We start from the raw sequence: 18,233 nt of genomic DNA on the forward strand, positions 1-18,233 counted from the left end.
GCTATGCTTGAAATCAAGAATCTGCACGCCGAAGTGAACGGCCGCGAAATTCTGCGCGGTCTCGATCTCACCGTTAAAACCGGCGAAGTACACGCCATTATGGGCCCCAATGGCAGCGGCAAAAGCACGCTGGCGCAGGTGCTCGCCGGCCGTGACACCTACGTCGTGACCTCGGGTTCGGTCACCTACAACGGTGTCGATCTGCTGGCGCTGTCGCCCGAGGATCGTGCCCGCTCGGGCGTGTTCCTCGCCTTCCAGTATCCGGTCGAGATCCCCGGCGTCAGTAACAACTACTTTCTGCGCGCGGCGCTCAACTCGGTGCGCAAATTCCAGGGCAAGCCGGAGTTCGACGCCATCGACTTCCTCAAGCACACCAAGCAGAAGATGAAGCTGCTGCGCATGGACGAAAGCCTGATGAGCCGCGCGGTGAACGAAGGGTTTTCCGGCGGTGAAAAAAAGCGCAACGAGATTTTCCAGATGGCCGTGCTCGAGCCCAAACTGGCGATTCTGGATGAGACCGACTCCGGCCTCGATATCGATGCCCTCAAGCTGGTGGCCGAAGGCGTGAATGTGCTGCGCTCGCCCGAGCGCGCCATCGTTCTCGTCACTCATTACCAGCGGTTGCTGAACTACATCGTGCCCGATCAGGTGCATGTGCTTTCCGCCGGCAAAATCGTCAAGACCGGCGGCAAGGAGCTGGCGCTGGAGCTGGAAGAAAAGGGTTATCAGTGGCTGGGAGCCGCGGCAGATGAACCGGATTTGGTCGAGACCGCATCTTCGGCGCACGGTCTGCGGGGAGGGCATTAGCCCATGCCTTTGTTTGGTTTGCAGGATGCCACCTCGGGCGTACTGGCCAACTACGAAGCCCGCTTCACCGGCCAGGATCCGCGCCCGGCATGGCTGCATGAGTTGCGGCAGCAAGCTTTCGCGCGCTTCTGCGAAATGGGCTTTCCCCATCACAAGATGGAAGGCTGGCGCCAAACCAACACCGCGCCCATCGCGCTCAGCTCCTTCGAGTCGCAGCCGCCGCTGCCGCCCACGCAGCTCGTTCCGCGCGTCCGCGGCCTCGATCTGCCTGGCGTCGATTGGGGTGCGAACGCGCTTCGTCTGGTGTTCGTGAACGGTGTCTTCGCGCCCGGATTGTCTTCCACCAGGCTGCCCGCCGGCTGCCGCATGGGTTCTCTGGGCGAGCGCTTCGCCTCGGATGGTCTCGACCTGCGTCCGTACCTCGATTATGAGGACGAGCACGGCCAGGCCTTTGTCGCGCTGAACACGAGCTTTCTTGCCGATGGCGCTTGGATTGAGATCGCGCCCAAAGCGGTCGTCGAACAGCCGATTTCGATCCTCTACTTCACCACCGGATCGCAGGAGCGCAAAGGCATCGCCCATCCCCGGACCGTGGTTCTGGCCGGACGCGAGAGCCAGTGCAGCGTGATTGAAACCTGTGCCGGCGCCGACGGTGATGTCTACTTCACCAACGCCGTGACCGCGTTCGAGATCGCCGCCAACGCCCAGGTCGAATACACCCGCATGGAGCAGGAAAGCCGCTCGGCGTTTCACATCTCTAAGCTCCGTTCGCGCCAGGGGCGTGACAGCCGCTTCACCGCGCATTCGATTGCGCTCGGCGGCTCTCTCGTGCGCAACAACGTCCACTGCATTCTCGATGGCGAAGGTGCCGAATGCATGCTCAACGGATTGTTCGCCATCGACGGCAAGCAGCATGTGGACAACTCGACCGTGCTCGACCACGCCAAACCGCTGGGCACTAGCCGCGAGTACTACAAGGGCGTGCTCGACAACCAGGCCGCAGGTATTTTCAATGGCCGCATCATTGTCCGTCCCGACGCGCAGCATACCGATGCCATCCAGAGCAGCAAGAACTTGCTGTTGTCCGAGGGTGCCGCCACCATCAACGCGCAGCCACAACTGGAAATCTACGCCGATGACGTCCGTTGCACTCATGGCGCCACCGTCGGCCAGCTCGACGCTCAGGCCCTGTTTTATCTGCGCTCGCGCGGCATGGGTCTTGAGGAAAGCCGCAAGCTGCTGATCTACGCTTTTGCAGCCGACGTACTCAGCCGCATCCACGCACCCGGACTGAAGGAAACCCTCGAGGCGTTGCTCTGGAAGAAGTGGGCGGAGTAGCTATGGCGGTACATGCGACCATTCCTGCGGCGTTTGATGTGGCAGCCATCCGCGCCGAGTTTCCTCTGCTGCGCGCTCATCCCGAACTGGCGTATCTCGATAACGCCGCCACGGCGCAGAAGCCCCAGGTCGTTCTCGACGCGTTGCACCGCGCCTACACCGAAACTTGCGCCAATATTCATCGCTCGGTCCACCGCCTGGGCGAGCGGGCGACGGAAGATTACGAAGCCGCCCGCGAAACCGTGCGCCGGTTCCTGAATGCCGGCTCCAAACAGGAAATTGTTTTCGTGCGCGGCACGACCGAAGCCATCAATCTCGTGGCCCACGGCTTTGCCGCAACCCAGTTGCATCCCGGCGATGAAATCCTGATCACCGGCCTCGAGCATCACTCCAATATCGTTCCCTGGCAGCTCGCCTGTGAGGTCTCGGGCGCGCGCCTGCGTGTCGCGCCGATCAACGATCGCGGCGAAGTCGACCTGGACGCCTTCACCCGCCTGCTCGGCCCTAAAACCAAACTGGCCGCCTTCGCCCATATCTCGAACGCTCTCGGTACGGTAAATCCGGTGGCCGAGATGACCCGCCGGGCGCATGCGAAAAAGGTTCCGGTACTGATCGACGGCGCCCAGGCCGCACCGCACGTTCCGATTGACGTGCGCGCGCTGGGCTGCGAGTTCTACACGTTTTCCGGCCACAAGGTCTACGCCCCCACCGGCATAGGCGCGCTCTATGGCACCGTCGAGTGGCTGAACCGGCTGCCGCCCTGGCAAGGCGGCGGCGACATGATCCGCTCAGTCACTTTTGAGAAGACCACTTATAACGAGATTCCCTACAAGTTCGAAGCCGGTACGCCCAATATCGCTGCCGCCATCGGTCTGGGCGCCGCATTGAGTTGGCTCGAAAGCCTCGACCGCGCTGCCGCCGAGGCGCACGAGCACGAACTGCTGGTCTACGGCACTCGGCTGCTGGAAGAGATTCCTGGTCTGCGCCTCATCGGCATGGCCGCCGACAAAGCCAGCGTCTTGTCGTTCGTGATGGAAGGCATTCACCCCCACGACGTGGGTACCGTGCTCGATTCCTTCAACGTCGCCGTCCGCACCGGGCATCATTGCGCCCAGCCGGTGATGGATCGCTTTTCAATTCCCGCGACCACGCGCGCCTCGCTCGCCCTTTACAACACCCGCACCGAAGTCGAACGCCTGGCCGAGGGGTTGCGGCGCGTCCGGGAGATGTTTGCCTGATGTCGCAATTGGGCGATCTTTACCGGGAGCTGATCATCGACCACAGCAAGCGGCCGCGCAATTTCGGTCCCTTTCCCGAGGCCAATCGCCGTGCCGAGGGGTTCAACCGGCTTTGCGGCGATCGCATTACCGTCATGGTCGAGATCGAGGGCGACACCGTCCGCCAGGTGCGGTTCCAGGGTAGCGGCTGCGCCATTTCGACCGCTTCCGCCTCGCTGCTCACCGAGGCCGTCCAAGGCAAGTCACGGGCGGAAGTGGAGGCCCTGTATCATCGTTTTCACGCGCTGGTCACCGGCAAAGCCGAGGACGCGGCAGACGCGCCGGAGCTGGGCAAGCTCGAAGTCTTCGCCGGCGTCAGCGAATATCCGGCGCGAGTGAAATGCGCCAGCCTCGCCTGGCACACGCTGCACGCGGCCCTGGAGTCGAGCGGCGTGGCCGAGCCGGTGAGCACGGAGTAGTTGGGTATGGATGATTTCCTGCTAAGAGAAGCCGAACATAAAGAAGCCGTCGCCGCCGAGCTCGAGAAATCCCCCGAGCCGGCGGTGCTGAAGGAAGCCAAGCACCAGCGCGACACCGCCGCCGAACTGCGCCGCGAATGGGAGCGCCGCCAGCCTGCCAAGGTCGCGGTCGCCGATCTGCCGCCGGAGCCGGAAAATCAGGACTCGCCCGAGATTGCCGTTCTGCGCGAGTACATCATTGACGCTATGAAGAGCTGCTACGATCCTGAGATTCCGGTCAACATCTACGACCTCGGCCTGATCTACAAAATCGACATCGCCGATGACGGCAAGGTGCATGTGATCATGACGCTGACCGCGCCCGGCTGCCCGGCCGCAGGTGTGTTGCCGGGCGAAGTCGAGCAGAAGGTCCGTTCGGTGCCGGGCGTCAGCGACGTGCAACTTGATCTGGTCTGGGAGCCACCCTGGGACCAGAGCAAAATGTCCCAAGCCGCAAGGCTGCAACTCGGAATTGACTGGTAAACGGAAGCACATATGAAGTTCTCAAGCCAGGAAGAATACGGCCTTCGCTGTCTGCTGCGGCTGGGCATCCGCCATCAACAGCAGCGGCTCGCGCCGCCTGTACGCGGGACTGCGCCCCACGCCTCCCGTTGGTCGGTTCCCTCATCGCCCGGGCCCGAAGACTCGACGGCGCAATCGGGCGCCGGTGGCCTTACGATCCCGGAGATCGCGCGCCTCGAGGGCATCTCGGTTCCGTACGTCGCCAAGATGATGCGCGTGCTGCGCACCGGCGGTCTGGTGACCAGTGCCCGCGGTGCAGCCGGCGGCTATGTGCTTGCGCGTCCGCCCGAACAGATCGCGGTGGGCGAAGCGCTGGCCGTGCTCGGTGGGCGTTTATACGAGCCCAGTTTCTGCGAGATGCACTCCGGCGAGGAGCGCATTTGCACCCACTCCGTGAACTGCTCTCTGCGCTCGCTCTGGCGCTCGCTCCAGTTGGTGCTCGACCAGGTGCTGGATAAGACCAGCCTGCGCGACCTGCTCTGCAACGAATCCGAAATGACCACCTGGATCGATCACCTCGTGACCGTCTCCGGTCTTGCGACCGTTTCCTCGAAAAATTGAAACAATCAGCAATCAATGCTGACCACCCTCTTCTTCGATATTGGCGGCGTGCTGCTGACCAATGGCTGGGACCACGCCGAGCGCGCCCGCGCTGCCGGACACTTTGGCCTTGACGCCGCCGAGCTGCAACGGCGCCATGTCCCGCTCACGGAGCCGTTTGAATGCGGTGCGCTCTCGCTCGATGACTACTTGACCCAGGCCGTCTTCACCGAGCCACGCGGCTTCACCCGGCCCGACTTCATCGCCTTCATGCAATCCTGTTCCGAAGCGAAACCGGAGTCGCTGGCATTGCTGCCGCGCCTGCAAGGCCGCTACCGTCTCGCCACCCTGAACAATGAAGGCCGCGACCTGAACGCCTATCGCATCGAACACTTCGGCCTGCGCCAATATTTCTCCGCCTTCTGCTCCTCCTGTTATCTGGGCGTGCGCAAGCCCGGCCCGGAAATCTACCGCCGGGCGCTCGGTATTCTCCACGCCCGCCCCGCAGAGTGCGGCTTCATTGACGATCGGCCGGAAAACCTTGAGTCGCCGCGTGCCCTCGGCCTATCCTGCTTCCTGTTCACCTCCGCCGCGCAACTCGCGCACGACCTACGCCCCAATGCCTAAACTGATCGCTCAACCCACCCGCATCGCCCCGGCCGGCAACAAGCCGAAGCTGATCGATGAATTCATCGGCCACGTCAACTCTGGCACCGGCGCCCTCAGCGTCGCCCACATGCACAGCCCAGCGGGCTGGCAGGAACCGGGCCAGACGCCGGAGTTCGACGAATACACGCTGGTGCTCTCCGGCACGCTTCACGTCGAGTACCGCGGTGGCGCGCTCGACGTCGCCCCCAACCAGGCCGTTATCGCCCCACGCGGCGAATGGGTGCGCTACTCGACCCCGCACGGCGCCGGCTACATCGCCATCTGCCTCCCCGCCTTCCGCCCCGCCACCGTTCACCGCGACGAGTGAGCCGCGCGGCGCGGACGCGCCGAGGCGAGCAGCTCGTGGGCGTGCTTCAGGGCCGTCGGATCGCTGGCATTGCCGGCGAGCATGCGGGCAATTTCGGCGGTGCGCGCCTCGCCCTCCAGCGGTTCGATCGCGGTCGTGGTACGGCCCTTGCTTTCCTGCTTTTCGACGCGCAGATGGGTTGAGGCGTAGCAGGCGATTTGCGCCAGGTGCGTCACGCACAGCACCTGATAGTGCTCACCCAGCCGCTGCAGTTTTTGGCCCACTGCAGCCGCCGCCCGGCCGCCGATGCCGGCATCGATTTCGTCCAGCACCAGCGTTCGTTGCGCGGCGCCGGTCCGCGTCTCTTGCCTGGCTTCGGCGACCAGATGCAGTGCCAGCAACAGGCGCGAGAGCTCACCACCGGAGGCGATGGCGGCTACCGGCTGCAGCGGTTCGCCGGGGTTGGTGGAAGCCAGAAAGCGGATACGATCCCAGCCTGCAGCGCTCCACTCTTCTACTTCTGCAAACTCGACTTCGAAGCGCAGCGTCATCGCCAGCTCGGCAACCTCCGCCTCCAGCTTAGTTTGGAGCTGCTTCGCCGCCGCCTGCCGTTTGCGGCTTAAGGCGTCGGCCAATCTCCGGTATTCGGCTTCCGTAGCCGCCGCTTGCGCGCGCGTCTGCGCAGCAATCTCGCCGGCATGAGCAAAGCGATCGAGCTTCTCGGCTACCTCCTCACGCTTGGACAGCACCTCGCCCAGCGAGGGGCCGTACTTGCGCTGTAAGCGGTCGAGCGCTGCCAGCCGCTCTTCGACGGTCGCCAGCCGTGAAGGCGAGGCTTCCACCCGTTCGGCCAGCCTCCGCGACTCCTGCGCGATGTCGTCTACCTCAACGCGAACTGCCTCGATGCGCTCGCTCAGGCTCGCCACGGCGGGGTCGAACCGCTGCCAGTCCTGGATTTGCTTCTGAGCCGCCTTGAGCTGTGCGGCTGCCGCTTCAGGCTCGTCATACAGGCACCCGTAAGCAACTTGGGCGGCGCCGAGCACGCGTTCAGCATTGGCCAGAATCTGGCGCTCTTCGCTGAGTCGCGCATCTTCGCCCGCGACCGGTGCCACGCCATCGATTTCGGCGAGCTGGAAGCGCCACAGGTCGGCTTCCTGCTCCTGCCGCCGCCGTTCCACCTCCTCATTGCGCAACCTCTCGTTCGCCTCGCGCCAGCGTGCATACGCCTCGCCAACGGCACTGACTTCGAGCTCCGTGCCGGCAAACCGGTCGAGTAGTCTAAGCTGCGCTGCGGGCGTAAAGCTGACCAAGGCCTCGTTTTGCGAGTGGACTTCCCCCAATCGCTGCGCCAGCTCGCGCAGCAGCCCCACGGTGGCAAGCTGATGGTCAATAAAGGCCCGGCTGCGGGTGGCGCCAACCTCGCGCCGCAGCCGGATTTCGGCCTCCAGCTCTGTCAGGCCGTGCTCCTCGCACCACGCCGCGGCCTCCGCCGTCGAGGCGAACGGGGAATCGAAACTGCCCGTCACCGTGGCCAAGCTCGCCCCACTGCGTATGGTTCCCGCTTCGGCCCGCTCTCCCAGCAGCAGTCCGAGGGCGTCCACCAGAATCGACTTGCCGGAGCCGGTCTCGCCCGTCAGCACGTTCAACCCCGGTCCAAACCGGATCGACACCCGCTCCATCAGGGCGTAATTTTCTATCTGGAGGGTGATCAGCATGATGCTCGGCTCTTCAGGATACGGCGCTATGCTACTTTTAAGCTATCCACACTCCCGGCCCCCCAAAGGGGTCGTAGGGACAGGAGTCCACTTGACTATCTTGTGCCTAATTGCTCCCGGCGCTGCGGTGTCGGGGATGGTCGCCAACATCGGTATTGTCGCCCAGGTCATCCTTGCGATCCTGGTGATCCTGTCGATTTATTCCTGGACCATCATTTACGACAAATGGCGGAAATTCCGCGTTTTGCGCCGCAAAACCCACAGTTTCCTGCGCGCGCTCTACAAGACCAGCCGGCTGAGTGAACTGCACGCCGCTTCGGAAACCTTCCTGCCCAGCCCCGCCGTCTCCGTCTTTGAAGCCGGCTACGACGAACTTGAGCGCCAGCTCCGGCCGAATGGTAGCCGCAACCTGGCGAGCGTCGAGCGGGCGCTGCGGGCCGAGCAGGGCGATCAGGTCGCGATCATGGAGTCACGCATGAGCTGGCTCGGCACCATCGCCTCCGCCAGCCCTTTTATCGGTCTTTTTGGCACGGTCTGGGGCATTATGGACGCCTTCTACGACCTCGGTAATGCCGGCACAGCAACGCTGCGGGCAGTCGGTCCGGGCGTTTCGGAGGCGCTCGTTACGACCGCGGCGGGCCTGTTTGCCGCCATTCCGGCGCTGATCGCCTACAACCAGTTTGTTCATCGCATCCGCGAGCAGACGACTTCGCTTGAGGAGTGCTCGCTGGAGTTCACTACGCGCGCGCAGGATGTACTGACCGCCGAGCCGGATCACGTTACGGTAGGAGGCCGCTGAGGGCGATGGCCGCAAACCTCAATGGCGGTCCGGGCGCTCCGCTGGTCGAAATCAACGTCACGCCACTGGTGGATGTGATGCTGGTGCTGCTGGTGATTTTCATGATCACCGCGCCCGTGGTGCAATCGAGCATTCAGCTCACGCTGCCGCAGACGCACAACACCAAGTCGCTGACCAAAAACCTGCTGGTGGTTTCAATCGACCGCAGCGGTGACGTCTATATCGGCAACACGCTCACGAATCTGAGAACGATCGCCCAGGATCTGAAGCAACAGGGCGCGGTCACCAAGCAGAAGGAAATCTACGTCCGCGCCGACGAGCACGTTTCCTGGGGAGTGCTGGCGCGGGTGATGGACGCGATCCAGCAAGGTGGCATGGCGACGGTGCAGATGGTGACCCATCCCTACGACCATACCCCCGCCGGCGGCGCGAATTGAGGCGCTGATGAAGTCGCCCCGAACCCAGAGCACCAGCAAAGGGAGCTGGGTGTTCTCGCTCTGCCTGCACGCTGTGCTGGCGTTCGTGCTGGTCTATGGCGCCTGGCTGGGCAAGTACCTGCCCATTGGCGGTGCGCATCCAGGCACAGCGGCGGCCGGCATCCAGGTGGGGCTGGTGAGTCAACTGCCGGGCGGAGCTATCCCCATTCCTTCGAAGATTGTTACGCCCACTCCCAATCGCCTGGTTAACGATCTGCCCGCGGCGGGCGTTTCTATGCCGGTGCGCCGGCCGCGCGCGCCTAAGCATTCCGTGGCGCTGCCGGCCTACAACTCGGTGAAGGAAGCGCGCAAGCAGGCGGAGCAGGAACTGCGGCGGCTCGCCAAAGCCGATCCGCTCAAGCATCAGCAGCGCGTCGCTTACGGCGCGGGCGGGCGGGTGTCGTTTTCGGCAACCAGTTCGACCCAGGGCAACAGCGGCGGCGGCGGAGTGTCGTTTGGCGACGCCAATTTCGGCAATCTCTATACCGACTGGGTCAACCACCTGCGCGACCGGCTGCAGTTCTACTGGCTGCAGCAGCCGCGCGATCCGGTGCTGCCGGCGGGCATCAAGGTCACGGTCACCATGACGGTCCACCGCAACGGCCAGATCAACTTGATCTACTACCTCCACCGCGCCAACTCGGTCGAGGTGAACGGCATGGCGATGAACGCGGTGCAGCAGATGTCGGCCGCGGAGCGCTTTCCCCTGCCCGCCGGCTACCAGCACAACGCGCTGGCGGTGAGCGTCACCTTCGAAATCAACTGAGTTGCGGCGGTTAAAAACAGGCCTAACTGTCTCACGCGATGTGACCGTCGGATCTGTAAGTTGTTGATCCTGTGGGCGAGTTGCCGGGTTGCCTGCGGGCATTCCCTGCTCAACGCTGGGCGCCGAGGTTCCAGCCGTCGACGCGCAGGGCGGGCGCCGCGCCGTGGAGCTGAGCGACAAGGAAGTCGACCGCAATCGTTTCGGACTCGCCCGGAAGTAGGGAAATGTAGTTGTCTTGCCACCATACGGGCAGCAATTCCCGGCCCGTTTTGCTGTTCACAACTTGCAGGTGAACGAGCAGGGCGACGGTTGAACCTTTGTTAACCACGCGCACGTTCTTATGGTCGGAGCCTTTGAAAATGGCAGCATAGGTGACCACATGCGCGCGCGGCAGGTGGTCGAGCGCGGTGAAGTCGGCGTACTGACTTTCGGGCGTGTAGAACCAAGTGCCGGCTTTCTGGTTGAGGACATCGGGTTTATTCGATAGCCAGTAGAAGTTGCGGCTGACGAGCTTGCCTTTCGCCGAGAGCAGCTTCAGTTCCAGGAAGACGGTGCCTGGAAACGGCGGCAGCGTCCAGAGATCGGCATCCGACTCCGGACCGACCTGAACCGGCGCACTGTGGGTGTAGATCGTGCGGCCGGCGAGATCGGCAACGATGGCGGTGGCGTTCAGGCCGGGACTGCGGCGCAGGGTGTGGTTCACGACGCTGATGGCCCGGTCAAACTTTGAGTACTGAATATGCAGCGACTCATTGGCGCGCTCGACGCCGTAGAAGCCGGCACCGGGGCGCAGATAGTAGTCATAGAGGTGCCAGATGAGCGAGGGCCAGCCATTATCAAGCATCCACTGAATGATGCCGGTGGCTTCGCCCTGGCGGCGGCCGAAGGCTTCAAACATGGCGCGCTCACCGGCGTAGGCGGTCGCCTGCGATTTCCATTCAAAATCCTGGAGGTTGGTGATCGGCCCGTACCGGGCTTCGAGCGGCTTCAGGTAGCGATTGAGGGTGGTGAAGTTGCCGCTGCCGGCATGGAAGAGCCAGTAAGGGTCATTGGGGCCTTGGCTGGTCCAGAGATGGTCGGGCGGGATGAAGCGTTTGAGGCTGGCGATGGGTGGAATGGCCGCGCCAGGGCTGGTTTCGGTATTGAAACCGCGCGCGCCGCCGTGCTCGGGATCGGCCAGCCAGTACACCGGCGGCACGTAAGAGTACGGGCCGGTCATTTTCACGCCGGATGCCCCGCTGAATTGCGCCGGCTTGGCCGAGGCGGACGACAGGATCGGCTTGGGCCAGTCGAGTTGGTGCAACACGTCGAGGTACGCCTCTTCGACATGCGCCGGCGGAGGGTTGTCGCTGCCGTCGAGCCAGACGAGCACGCTGGCGTGGCCGCGCAACCGCTGGGCCTGGTCGTGGAGGGATTCGGTCGAGATTAGACCCTCGTCACTTTTCCAGCGTGGCCACTCCTCCCAGTGATCGCAGCAGCACCAGCCGGCCATGATGAGGATGCCGTAGCGGTCGGCGAGATTGAAGAAGGCGTCGTCGCTGAGCTTGCCTTCGAGGCGGATGGTGTTGAGGCCGAGCAGCCGGGCGTACCTGAAGTCGTTGGTCCATTTCGCCGGGCCGTCGCGCAGCAGCATGTCGGGCGTCCAGCCGCCGCCGCGCACGAAAACTTTCTGGCCATTGATGTAGAACTGCTCGGAGCCCTGGGCGTTCTTGCGGGCGGTGATTTCGTCCATGCCGAACATCTGCGAACTGTGGTCGCTGAGCTTGCCGCCAATCGAAAACGTCAGCCGCAGGGGATGCAGCGTCGGCTGCCCCATGCCGTTAGGCCACCACAGGGCCGGGTGCCGAACCTCAATCGGCACGCTCACGATCTGGCTGGAGTGGGGCGCAAGCGTAATGACGCGCTCGAACCTGTGTCCAGCCGCGCTGCCGCGCAGGGCGCCGCGCTGGGTGTGCCCGGTGGCATTGACGAGCGTCGCTGAGACGGTCAGGTGTGCGACGTTGAGGCTGGGCAAATCCAGCTTGGTTCGCACCCAGGCGTGGCGAATGGCGACAGGCCCGCTGGTGCGGATAAAGACCTTCTGCCACAGGCCCATGTCTTTGTCGGGCGGCATGGGGTTCCAGTCGACGAAAGTAATGGCGAGGTCGCGCTCGCGCGGCGCGTAGACTTCGACTGCCAGCGCGTTGCGCCCCGCGTGAGCGACGCCGGTGACATTAAACTCAAAGCGCCGGAAGGTGCCGCGCGCCTGCTTTTGCGTGGCGATTTCATGGCCGTTGAGCCAGATGTTGGCGCGGTAGTTGATGCCGTGGAAGTCGAGCCAGATGGTCTTATGGGCGTCGGCGGCCGGCAGGCTGAATTCGGTCCGGAACCACCAAGGCGCGGCATAGGGACTATCGGCGGGAATTTCGTCGTGGGTGAAGTTGCGACCGATCTTGTATTCGACCCCCGGCGCCTGCCGCAGGTTTATGCCGTAATCAGGGTCGGGCACGCGGTGGTTGACCACTTCGGCATTAAATGCCGTCGAGGGCACCGTCACCGGCAGCCAGCCCGCAGTAGAAAATCCCAGCCGCGAGACCACCTCCGGCGCCGCCGTCACCTCGGCCGACGACTGTACCTCCCAGCCACGGTGCAAAACGAGCAGCCGACCAGGGGTTTGAGCTGCGGCTATGGATCCCGCGAAGAGCAGCGTGAGGGCTGCGAGGTTTAGGTGTTTCACAGGGCTGCGACCTCTTGCGACGGCCTCGGTCAGCATACCACTTCACACGAGCGCGACCTCACGCCGGAGATCGAGTTCCCGCTCGGCGAGCAGCTTCAGGCACACGCCGCAACCCGCAGTGATGCGCTTCCTTGCGCTCTTACATTCTCGGCCGGATGATCTCGCTGTGCTGGTCCGCGTTGCGGTTCCGGAGCCACAACCTGCGGCGCCGCCATAGCTTTTAGATGCCGCCGCCGACTGGGGGGCCGGTGGGAGCCGGGGTGGGGAACATCCGCGGAGCGAATTGGTGCGGGTTGCGGATAAAGCGGGCGGTTTCGGCTTGTAGACGTTGCAGCGTAGGGTTGCGCGGCGATTGTGAGAGTTGGCGGCTCAGCGTACTTCGCAGCTCGAGCACTCCAGCCCAAGCGGCGGAGGCGACCGGCGGGGGCGCTTGCTTGCTGGCGGCCAGGTTCATGATGCCTTCGGCTGCGGTAACCTGCACGATCGCCTGTAGGCCATTGCCGCTGGCTGGGGCAGGGAAGGCTTGGCGCAGCAGCGCCTGGACCACATCCTCGGCGGAAAGATCGTTGCCGGCGGGCGATTCCTGGCGGATGGTTTCGAGGCGTTCGAGGCGCTGGGGGTTGAGCAGACCGTCGACGACGATATCGGCGATGGCCTGAGCGCCGTCAAAAGGGTCGAACAAGAAGCCGGAGGAGGAGCGAAAGCGTTCGGTCTGTTCGATCGGATTGCGGGATTCGAGCGGCGCCAGTTCGCGCCACAGTGCGGGCGGAATGGCCATTTCTTTCGGCGCGAGCGCCGCCAGCTCAAGCTGCAGCGCCTCGCGCTGGCCGGCCTCGGGCCAAACTGTGATGGGCGTTTGCCCATCGCCGGCGAGCGCGGTCGGGATTTCCGCGCCGCCGATGACGTTCAGCGCGGCTTCGAGGCCGTACTGGTGGAACAGGTAAACCAGCGCAAAGCGGTTGGCCAGGACCGAAACCGGCTGGCCGGGGCGCAACATCCGCGGGCCGTACTGCTTCAGCAGAACATTGCGAACCGGGACGACCTCGCGCAGCCAGGTCACCGGATCGGGGCCGTCGTCGTAGGCGCTCCAGCGGGCGTCCTGGCTGTTGCCCCAGACGATGCCTTTGGTGATCATGGTGCGTACCGTGGCCGCCTGTTCAGAGGCCGGTTCATAGCCCCAAGCGATCGCCAGCTTGTCGTAGCTGCCGACGCCCTGCATGTAGGCGTCGGAAAGATCGGCGGTGCCATCAGGGCGGATTTTCACGCGCGGCTGGAAGTAATCCATCACCGAGCCGCGGCCATAGGTTGAGGCGAGGAAGTTGTGCGCCAAGCCGAGCACATGGCCCATTTCGTGGCAGGCGAGCAGCGAAATCCGCCGCGTCATGACCTCCTGCTGCGAAAGCTGCGGGTCCATGCCGTCGAGGCCGGCAAAGGTATTCAGCGCCGCATCGCGCACGCCCGCCGGCAGATTTTGGCCTCTGTAAGGAATCAGCGCGTTCCAGTAGTGGTGCATGGTCCGCATGCGATGGGAATCAAGCTGCACGACGGCATGCAGAATTTCACCGGTGCGGGGATCGGCCTGCGCTTGTCCGACCGACCAGCCCCGGCCCTCACGGTTGGTCCACTGGATGGTGGAGTAGCGGAAATCGTTGGGATCGGCGCCGAGGGGCAGGTCTTTGATCACGATGGCGTTGCTGAAGCCAGCGACCAGAAACGCCTCGTTCCACCAAAGCGCCCCGCGACGGATGGCCGAGCGCATAGGCTCCGGAATCGCCTGATCGAGATAAAACGTTATCGGTTTGACGGGCTCGCTGACGGCGGCGCTGGGGTCTTTCTTTTGCAGACGCCAGCGGTCAATCACCTCGCGCAGTAGCGGCTGGTCATAAGGTTGCGAGAAGTCCTCAAAGTTTTGCGTGAAGTAGCCGACGCGCGGATCGAACCTCCGTGGCGCGTAGCCGGGCTGTGGCAGCGCGACGAAGGACTGGTGAACTTTGATGGTGACGATGCCGGCTGTTTCTTCAGTGGAGACGCGGCCGGCTTCGGAGGTAAACGTCAGCAGGGCCTCGGTTTCGGTGTTGTCCGGAAAGGCGTGGGTGTGGCTGGCGACCAGGCCGCTGCGGCTGGGATCGAGGCGCCAGGAGCCAGCGCTGGCGGAGGCACGGTCACGCAGCCGCTGTGCTATGCCGGTGGTGTCTGCGAGGATGAGCGGATTGGCGTTGACGGTGAGCGTGCCGTTCTGGTCCGAAAGTATGGGTAGCGCGGCAATGACGGCCGCAGGAAAGCTGTCGCCGACCGAGTGCTGAAGTTCGGCACTGCCGTTGGAGGCGCGGAAGTGGGTATTGACGTCAATCACCAGCACCTTATTGCCCAGGTGCTCGAAGCGGCAGACGTTGGTGGGGCCAACCGAGCCCCGGTCGCCGCCACCGCCGAGCGAGCCGGTGCCACCATCGAGGCCCGTGAAGCGCAGGAATTCCTCTTGCAGCCGTTGCGGGCTGAGTGAGAATTCAACTACATTGGTTTTTGCATCCCAATGGACTGGAATAAAGGCGTTCTGCGCCATTGCAGCGGTAGTCGCAAGTAGACTGAAAAGAATCGAATACATTACAAGACTGGTACGTCTCATAAGACTGGTGGCCCTCCTGCGGGTTCCCGCCACGATAACACTACTGCCATGAAAAAGAACCTGGTATTGACGATTCTCATTGCCCCGCTGCTGCTGGCGCTCGGCTGCAGTGCGCGCAGCAAGCCGTCGGCACTGGAGACCAAGCTGGCCAACGCTGCCAAGGACGTGGTGATTCCACTGGAGGCGCAAAACAAGAAGAATCCTACGCCCGCTACCGAGCTGACGCTGGCTCAGGGACGGCAGAGTTTCCTTACGCATTGCGCGCTCTGCCATGGCAGCGACGGCAAGTCGCAGAATCCGCTGGGTCTGGCGATGTACCCGCCGGCCATGGATCTGACCTCGCCACATGTGCAAGCTTGGAAAGACGCCGAACTCTACTGGATCATCAACAACGGCATCCGTCTCACGGGCATGCCTGGCTGGCACAGCATGATCTCCAGCGACGACATCTGGAAGCTGACCCGCTACGTCCACGCGCTACCCAAGATGACGCCTGCGGAAGACGCCAAACTGGCAGCGCTGGTCGCGCCTCCGCCGCCCCCTGCCGCCGGCAGTAAAGCGACCGCAAAGGGCGAAGTGGCTCTGGCCGAGCAAATCGCCTACGGCAAGCGGCTGCTGCATCAGGAAGACTGCATTATGTGCCACAAGTACGAGGGCGAGGGCGGCACCATTGGTCCCGATCTGTCGACTGAAGGCACGCGCGGGCGGACCGATGCGTGGTTGATCGGGCACTTCCGCGATCCGGCCAAGTACTCGCCCGGCAGCGTCATGCCCGATTTCAAAAACCTGACGCAGCCGCAACTGAATGCGCTCGTCGCCATGCTGCAAAATTCGAAGTCGGCACCGAAGCCTGCGCCTAAGTCAAAACGCTGAAGCGGTTTTAGCGTCGCCGTACGCGCTTCCCCGAAGCGAGCCACACCTACGCTAAGACCGCTTTAAAATAGAAGGCATGGAAACGCCGCCGCTCGATGTACTGCAAATTGCCGGCCACTCCTTTGCTTCACGCTTACTGGTAGGGACAGGAAAGTACCGCAGCCTGGAACAAACCGCGCACTGCGTCCTGCTGAGCGGCGCCGCCATGGTTACGGTCGCCGTGCGGCGCATCAACATCACCGACCGCAGCAAAGAAAATCTGCTGGACTATCTCGATCTCAGCAAGGTTTCGATTCTGCCCAACACCGCCGGCTGCTACACGGCCGACGAGGCCATCCGGACGGCGCGCCTGGCGCGCGAAGCGCTGGACAATCCCTGGATCAAGCTGGAAGTGATTGGCGACCGGCAGACGTTGTTTCCCGACACGCAGGCGCTGATTGAAGCCACGCGCGTGCTCGCCAAAGAGGGTTTTCTCATTCTGCCCTACACCAACGATGATGTGGTCGCCGCCGAGCGCCTGATCGACGCCGGCGCCGCGGCAGTGATGCCGCTGGCCGCGCCGATTGGCTCGGGCCTGGGCCTGCAGAACACGGCAACGTTGCGTATTTTGCGGGAGCGCATTACCACGGTGCCGATGATCGTGGATGCCGGCGTGGGCTGCCCCTCCGATGCCGCCCGGGCGATGGAGCTGGGCGCGGACGGCATTCTCATGAACACCGCCATTGCCGCCGCGGACGATCCCGAGCAGATGGCGGTAGCGATGAAGCTCGCGGTGGAAGCCGGCCGGCGCGGTTACCTCGCGGGGCGGATGAAGCCGAAGCTCTACGCCACGGCTTCGTCGCCACTGGAAGGCGTCGTGCGCTAGCCGCAGATCAGCGGCTCAGCTAGTCAGCGGCGCAGCGAGGCGGCCGAAGTTCCAGCATTGGGCTTGACCGGATAGGTGTAGATGATCTCGCCGGGCTTGGTGAGGTGAAGCTGCTCGCGGGCGATGGTTTCAATGCTTTCCGGGTTGGTTTGCAACTGGCGCACCGCCTGATTGAGCGTGCGGTTCTGCTCTTCAAGCTGGTGCACCTGCGTCATCGTCTGCTTATACTGCTGCTGCGTGTGCCATAGAGCGCGCAGGCCATTCATGCCGAAAATGGCGCGCTGCGCAAACCAGAGCAGCGGTAACGCCACCAGAGCCAAGCGGATAATGTGGCCCAACCTATTGCGGCGCATTGCCGGACGCTGGGGCGGGCGGATCTTGTCTAAAAGTTGCATGACGACCCTTAATTCACTCTAGGCACAGCCTTTCCCGGCGACAATAGGGAGTATTCGCGGAGTACCTAATGACCGACGCTATCGTGATTTCTACCACCTGTGCTTCAACTGAGGAGGCCGAGCGCATCGCCGCGGCGATGATTGATCGGCGGCTGGCCGCGTGCGTCAGTATTGGCGCCCCGGTCGTCTCGCGCTATCGCTGGGAAGGCAAGGTCGAGACCGTAACCGAGGTGCCGCTCATCATCAAGACGCATCGCGACGGCTTTGGCGCGGTGGCTGCGGTGATCCGGAAACTACACTCCTACCAGTTGCCCGAGATTATTGCCGTGCCAGTGGTGGACGCCAACCCCGAATACCTCGCCTGGATTGGGGCCAATACCGACTGCTCTCCGCTGGATTAAGCTCGTAGAAGAGATGAGCAAGGCGTTCACCAAAGAATCTGCTGGCGACGAGGACGATGAGGAGCTGGCGCAGGCGGCGGACGAAGCGCGTAGCGCGGCCCTAGCCGGCGTCAAAAACTACATCACGCCGGCGGGTCTGCAGCGGCTCCACGACGAGCTCCGTTTCCTGCACCGGCGCGAACGGCCGGCGGTGACGGAAGTCGTGGCTTGGGCGGCGGGTAATGGCGACCGCAGCGAAAACGCCGACTATCATTACGGCAAGCGGCGGTTGCGCGAGATTGACCGCCGGATTCGGTTCCTCACCCAACGTATAGAAGCCGCCGAAGTGGTCGATCCGGAAGCGCCGCGGAGCGGACGGGCGGCTACGCAGGTGTTTTTTGGCGCGACCGTGCGCTTCGCAAACGCCGCCGGAGCCGAGCAGACGGTCAGCATTGTCGGGGTGGATGAGGTGGATCTCGAACGCAACTTCATCAGTTGGCAGTCGCCGCTGGCGCGGGCGCTCATGAAGGCGGGGCCGGGCGACGTGGTGGTGCTGCGCGCGCCGGGAACCACCGAAAAACTGGAAGTCCTCGACGTGGTGTACCAGCGCATTCCCGTGCAGCCATTTCGCGAACCCCCCGGCGCCGAATCGGCTTCCAAGCCGCGTTCCGGTGCGAACTGACGCCGCGGGTGCAGGAGCATCACGTCGCAATGGCCTGGATTGTGGC

Annotated in this window: 19 protein-coding genes; 15 read left to right on the forward strand and 4 right to left on the reverse strand. The window is 63.5% G+C overall.

Annotation, left to right across the window (positions count from 1 at the left end; genetic code table 11):
- Positions 1–3 precede the first annotated feature (3 nt).
- From sufC to EPN33_03845, 8 genes are read left to right on the forward strand one after another with little or no spacing between them, the layout of a single operon-like run.
- Positions 4–807, forward strand: a complete 804-nt coding sequence (gene sufC, locus EPN33_03810) for a Fe-S cluster assembly ATPase SufC (protein TAN23952.1) — start codon at positions 4–6, stop codon at positions 805–807.
- A gap of 3 nt (positions 808–810) precedes the next feature.
- Positions 811–2,145, forward strand: a complete 1,335-nt coding sequence (sufD, locus tag EPN33_03815) for a Fe-S cluster assembly protein SufD (GenBank protein ID TAN23953.1) — start codon at positions 811–813, stop codon at positions 2,143–2,145.
- Between the two features lie 2 nt (positions 2,146–2,147).
- Positions 2,148–3,383, forward strand: a complete 1,236-nt coding sequence (locus EPN33_03820) for a cysteine desulfurase (protein ID TAN23954.1) — start codon at positions 2,148–2,150, stop codon at positions 3,381–3,383.
- Complete coding sequence (locus EPN33_03825; GenBank protein ID TAN23955.1) at positions 3,383–3,841, forward strand: SUF system NifU family Fe-S cluster assembly protein; 459 nt, start codon at positions 3,383–3,385, stop codon at positions 3,839–3,841. Before EPN33_03820 ends, EPN33_03825 begins: the two co-directional genes overlap by 1 nt.
- 6 nt (positions 3,842–3,847) lie before the next feature.
- A complete protein-coding gene (locus tag EPN33_03830) occupies positions 3,848–4,363 on the forward strand; it encodes an SUF system Fe-S cluster assembly protein (protein ID TAN23956.1) in 516 nt (171 codons plus the stop codon).
- A gap of 12 nt (positions 4,364–4,375) precedes the next feature.
- Entirely contained in the window at positions 4,376–4,963 is a 588-nt protein-coding gene (locus EPN33_03835; protein TAN23957.1) for an Rrf2 family transcriptional regulator, read from the forward strand.
- 15 nt (positions 4,964–4,978) lie between these two features.
- Positions 4,979–5,569 (forward strand): HAD family phosphatase, encoded by a 591-nt coding sequence (locus EPN33_03840; GenBank protein ID TAN23958.1) that lies wholly within the window; start codon positions 4,979–4,981, stop codon positions 5,567–5,569.
- The gene (locus EPN33_03845) at positions 5,562–5,918 is read left to right on the forward strand and encodes a cupin (GenBank protein TAN23959.1); all 357 of its coding nucleotides are present in this window, start codon (positions 5,562–5,564) and stop codon (positions 5,916–5,918) included. The genes EPN33_03840 and EPN33_03845 overlap by 8 nt, the downstream gene beginning before the upstream one ends.
- Here the strand turns inward: EPN33_03845 and recN are convergent.
- Positions 5,903–7,612 carry a DNA repair protein RecN gene (recN, locus tag EPN33_03850; GenBank protein TAN23960.1) on the reverse strand — a complete coding sequence of 570 codons (1,710 nt, stop codon included), beginning with the start codon at positions 7,610–7,612 and terminating at the stop codon, positions 5,903–5,905. The two genes, EPN33_03845 and recN, sit on opposite strands and share 16 nt — an antisense overlap.
- Between recN and EPN33_03855 the strand changes: the two genes are divergently transcribed.
- From EPN33_03855 to EPN33_03865, 3 genes are read left to right on the forward strand one after another with little or no spacing between them, the layout of a single operon-like run.
- Positions 7,611–8,411, forward strand: a complete 801-nt coding sequence (locus tag EPN33_03855; GenBank protein TAN23961.1) for a flagellar motor protein MotA — start codon at positions 7,611–7,613, stop codon at positions 8,409–8,411. The genes recN and EPN33_03855 overlap by 2 nt on opposite strands.
- Positions 8,412–8,416: 5 nt before the next feature.
- Positions 8,417–8,848 (forward strand): biopolymer transporter ExbD, encoded by a 432-nt coding sequence (locus tag EPN33_03860; GenBank protein ID TAN23962.1) that lies wholly within the window; start codon positions 8,417–8,419, stop codon positions 8,846–8,848.
- 7 nt (positions 8,849–8,855) lie between these two features.
- On the forward strand, positions 8,856–9,653 hold the full coding sequence (locus EPN33_03865) for a hypothetical protein (protein ID TAN23963.1): 798 nt from the start codon (positions 8,856–8,858) through the stop codon (positions 9,651–9,653).
- Positions 9,654–9,762: 109 nt separating this feature from the next.
- Here the strand turns inward: EPN33_03865 and EPN33_03870 are convergent, their stop codons facing one another.
- Entirely contained in the window at positions 9,763–12,405 is a 2,643-nt protein-coding gene (locus tag EPN33_03870; protein TAN23964.1) for a glycosyl hydrolase family 2, read from the reverse strand.
- A 184-nt stretch (positions 12,406–12,589) separates the two neighbouring features.
- Positions 12,590–15,265 (reverse strand): DUF5117 domain-containing protein, encoded by a 2,676-nt coding sequence (locus EPN33_03875; GenBank protein TAN23965.1) that lies wholly within the window; start codon positions 15,263–15,265, stop codon positions 12,590–12,592.
- Here EPN33_03875 and EPN33_03880 point away from each other — a divergent pair.
- Both EPN33_03880 and EPN33_03885 read left to right on the forward strand, forming a co-directional pair.
- Positions 15,041–15,865: a c-type cytochrome gene (locus EPN33_03880; GenBank protein ID TAN23966.1), complete on the forward strand. Its 825-nt coding sequence runs from the start codon at positions 15,041–15,043 to the stop codon at positions 15,863–15,865. The two genes, EPN33_03875 and EPN33_03880, sit on opposite strands and share 225 nt — an antisense overlap.
- Positions 15,866–15,941: 76 nt before the next feature.
- The gene (locus EPN33_03885; GenBank protein ID TAN23967.1) at positions 15,942–16,730 is read left to right on the forward strand and encodes a thiazole synthase; all 789 of its coding nucleotides are present in this window, start codon (positions 15,942–15,944) and stop codon (positions 16,728–16,730) included.
- Between the two features lie 23 nt (positions 16,731–16,753).
- Here the strand turns inward: EPN33_03885 and EPN33_03890 are convergent, their stop codons facing one another.
- Positions 16,754–17,125: a septum formation initiator family protein gene (locus EPN33_03890; GenBank protein ID TAN23968.1), complete on the reverse strand. Its 372-nt coding sequence runs from the start codon at positions 17,123–17,125 to the stop codon at positions 16,754–16,756.
- A gap of 68 nt (positions 17,126–17,193) precedes the next feature.
- On the opposite strand from EPN33_03890, the gene EPN33_03895 reads away from it, so the two are divergent.
- Together EPN33_03895 and greB are read left to right on the forward strand one after the other, a co-directional pair.
- Positions 17,194–17,526, forward strand: a complete 333-nt coding sequence (locus EPN33_03895; GenBank protein ID TAN23969.1) for a divalent-cation tolerance protein CutA — start codon at positions 17,194–17,196, stop codon at positions 17,524–17,526.
- Between the two features lie 13 nt (positions 17,527–17,539).
- Entirely contained in the window at positions 17,540–18,187 is a 648-nt protein-coding gene (gene greB / locus EPN33_03900; protein ID TAN23970.1) for a transcription elongation factor GreB, read from the forward strand.
- Positions 18,188–18,233: the final 46 nt, after the last annotated feature.

The sequence above is a fragment of the Acidobacteriota bacterium genome (assembly GCA_004299485.1).
Taxonomy (GTDB): domain Bacteria; phylum Acidobacteriota; class Terriglobia; order Terriglobales; family SCQP01; genus SCQP01.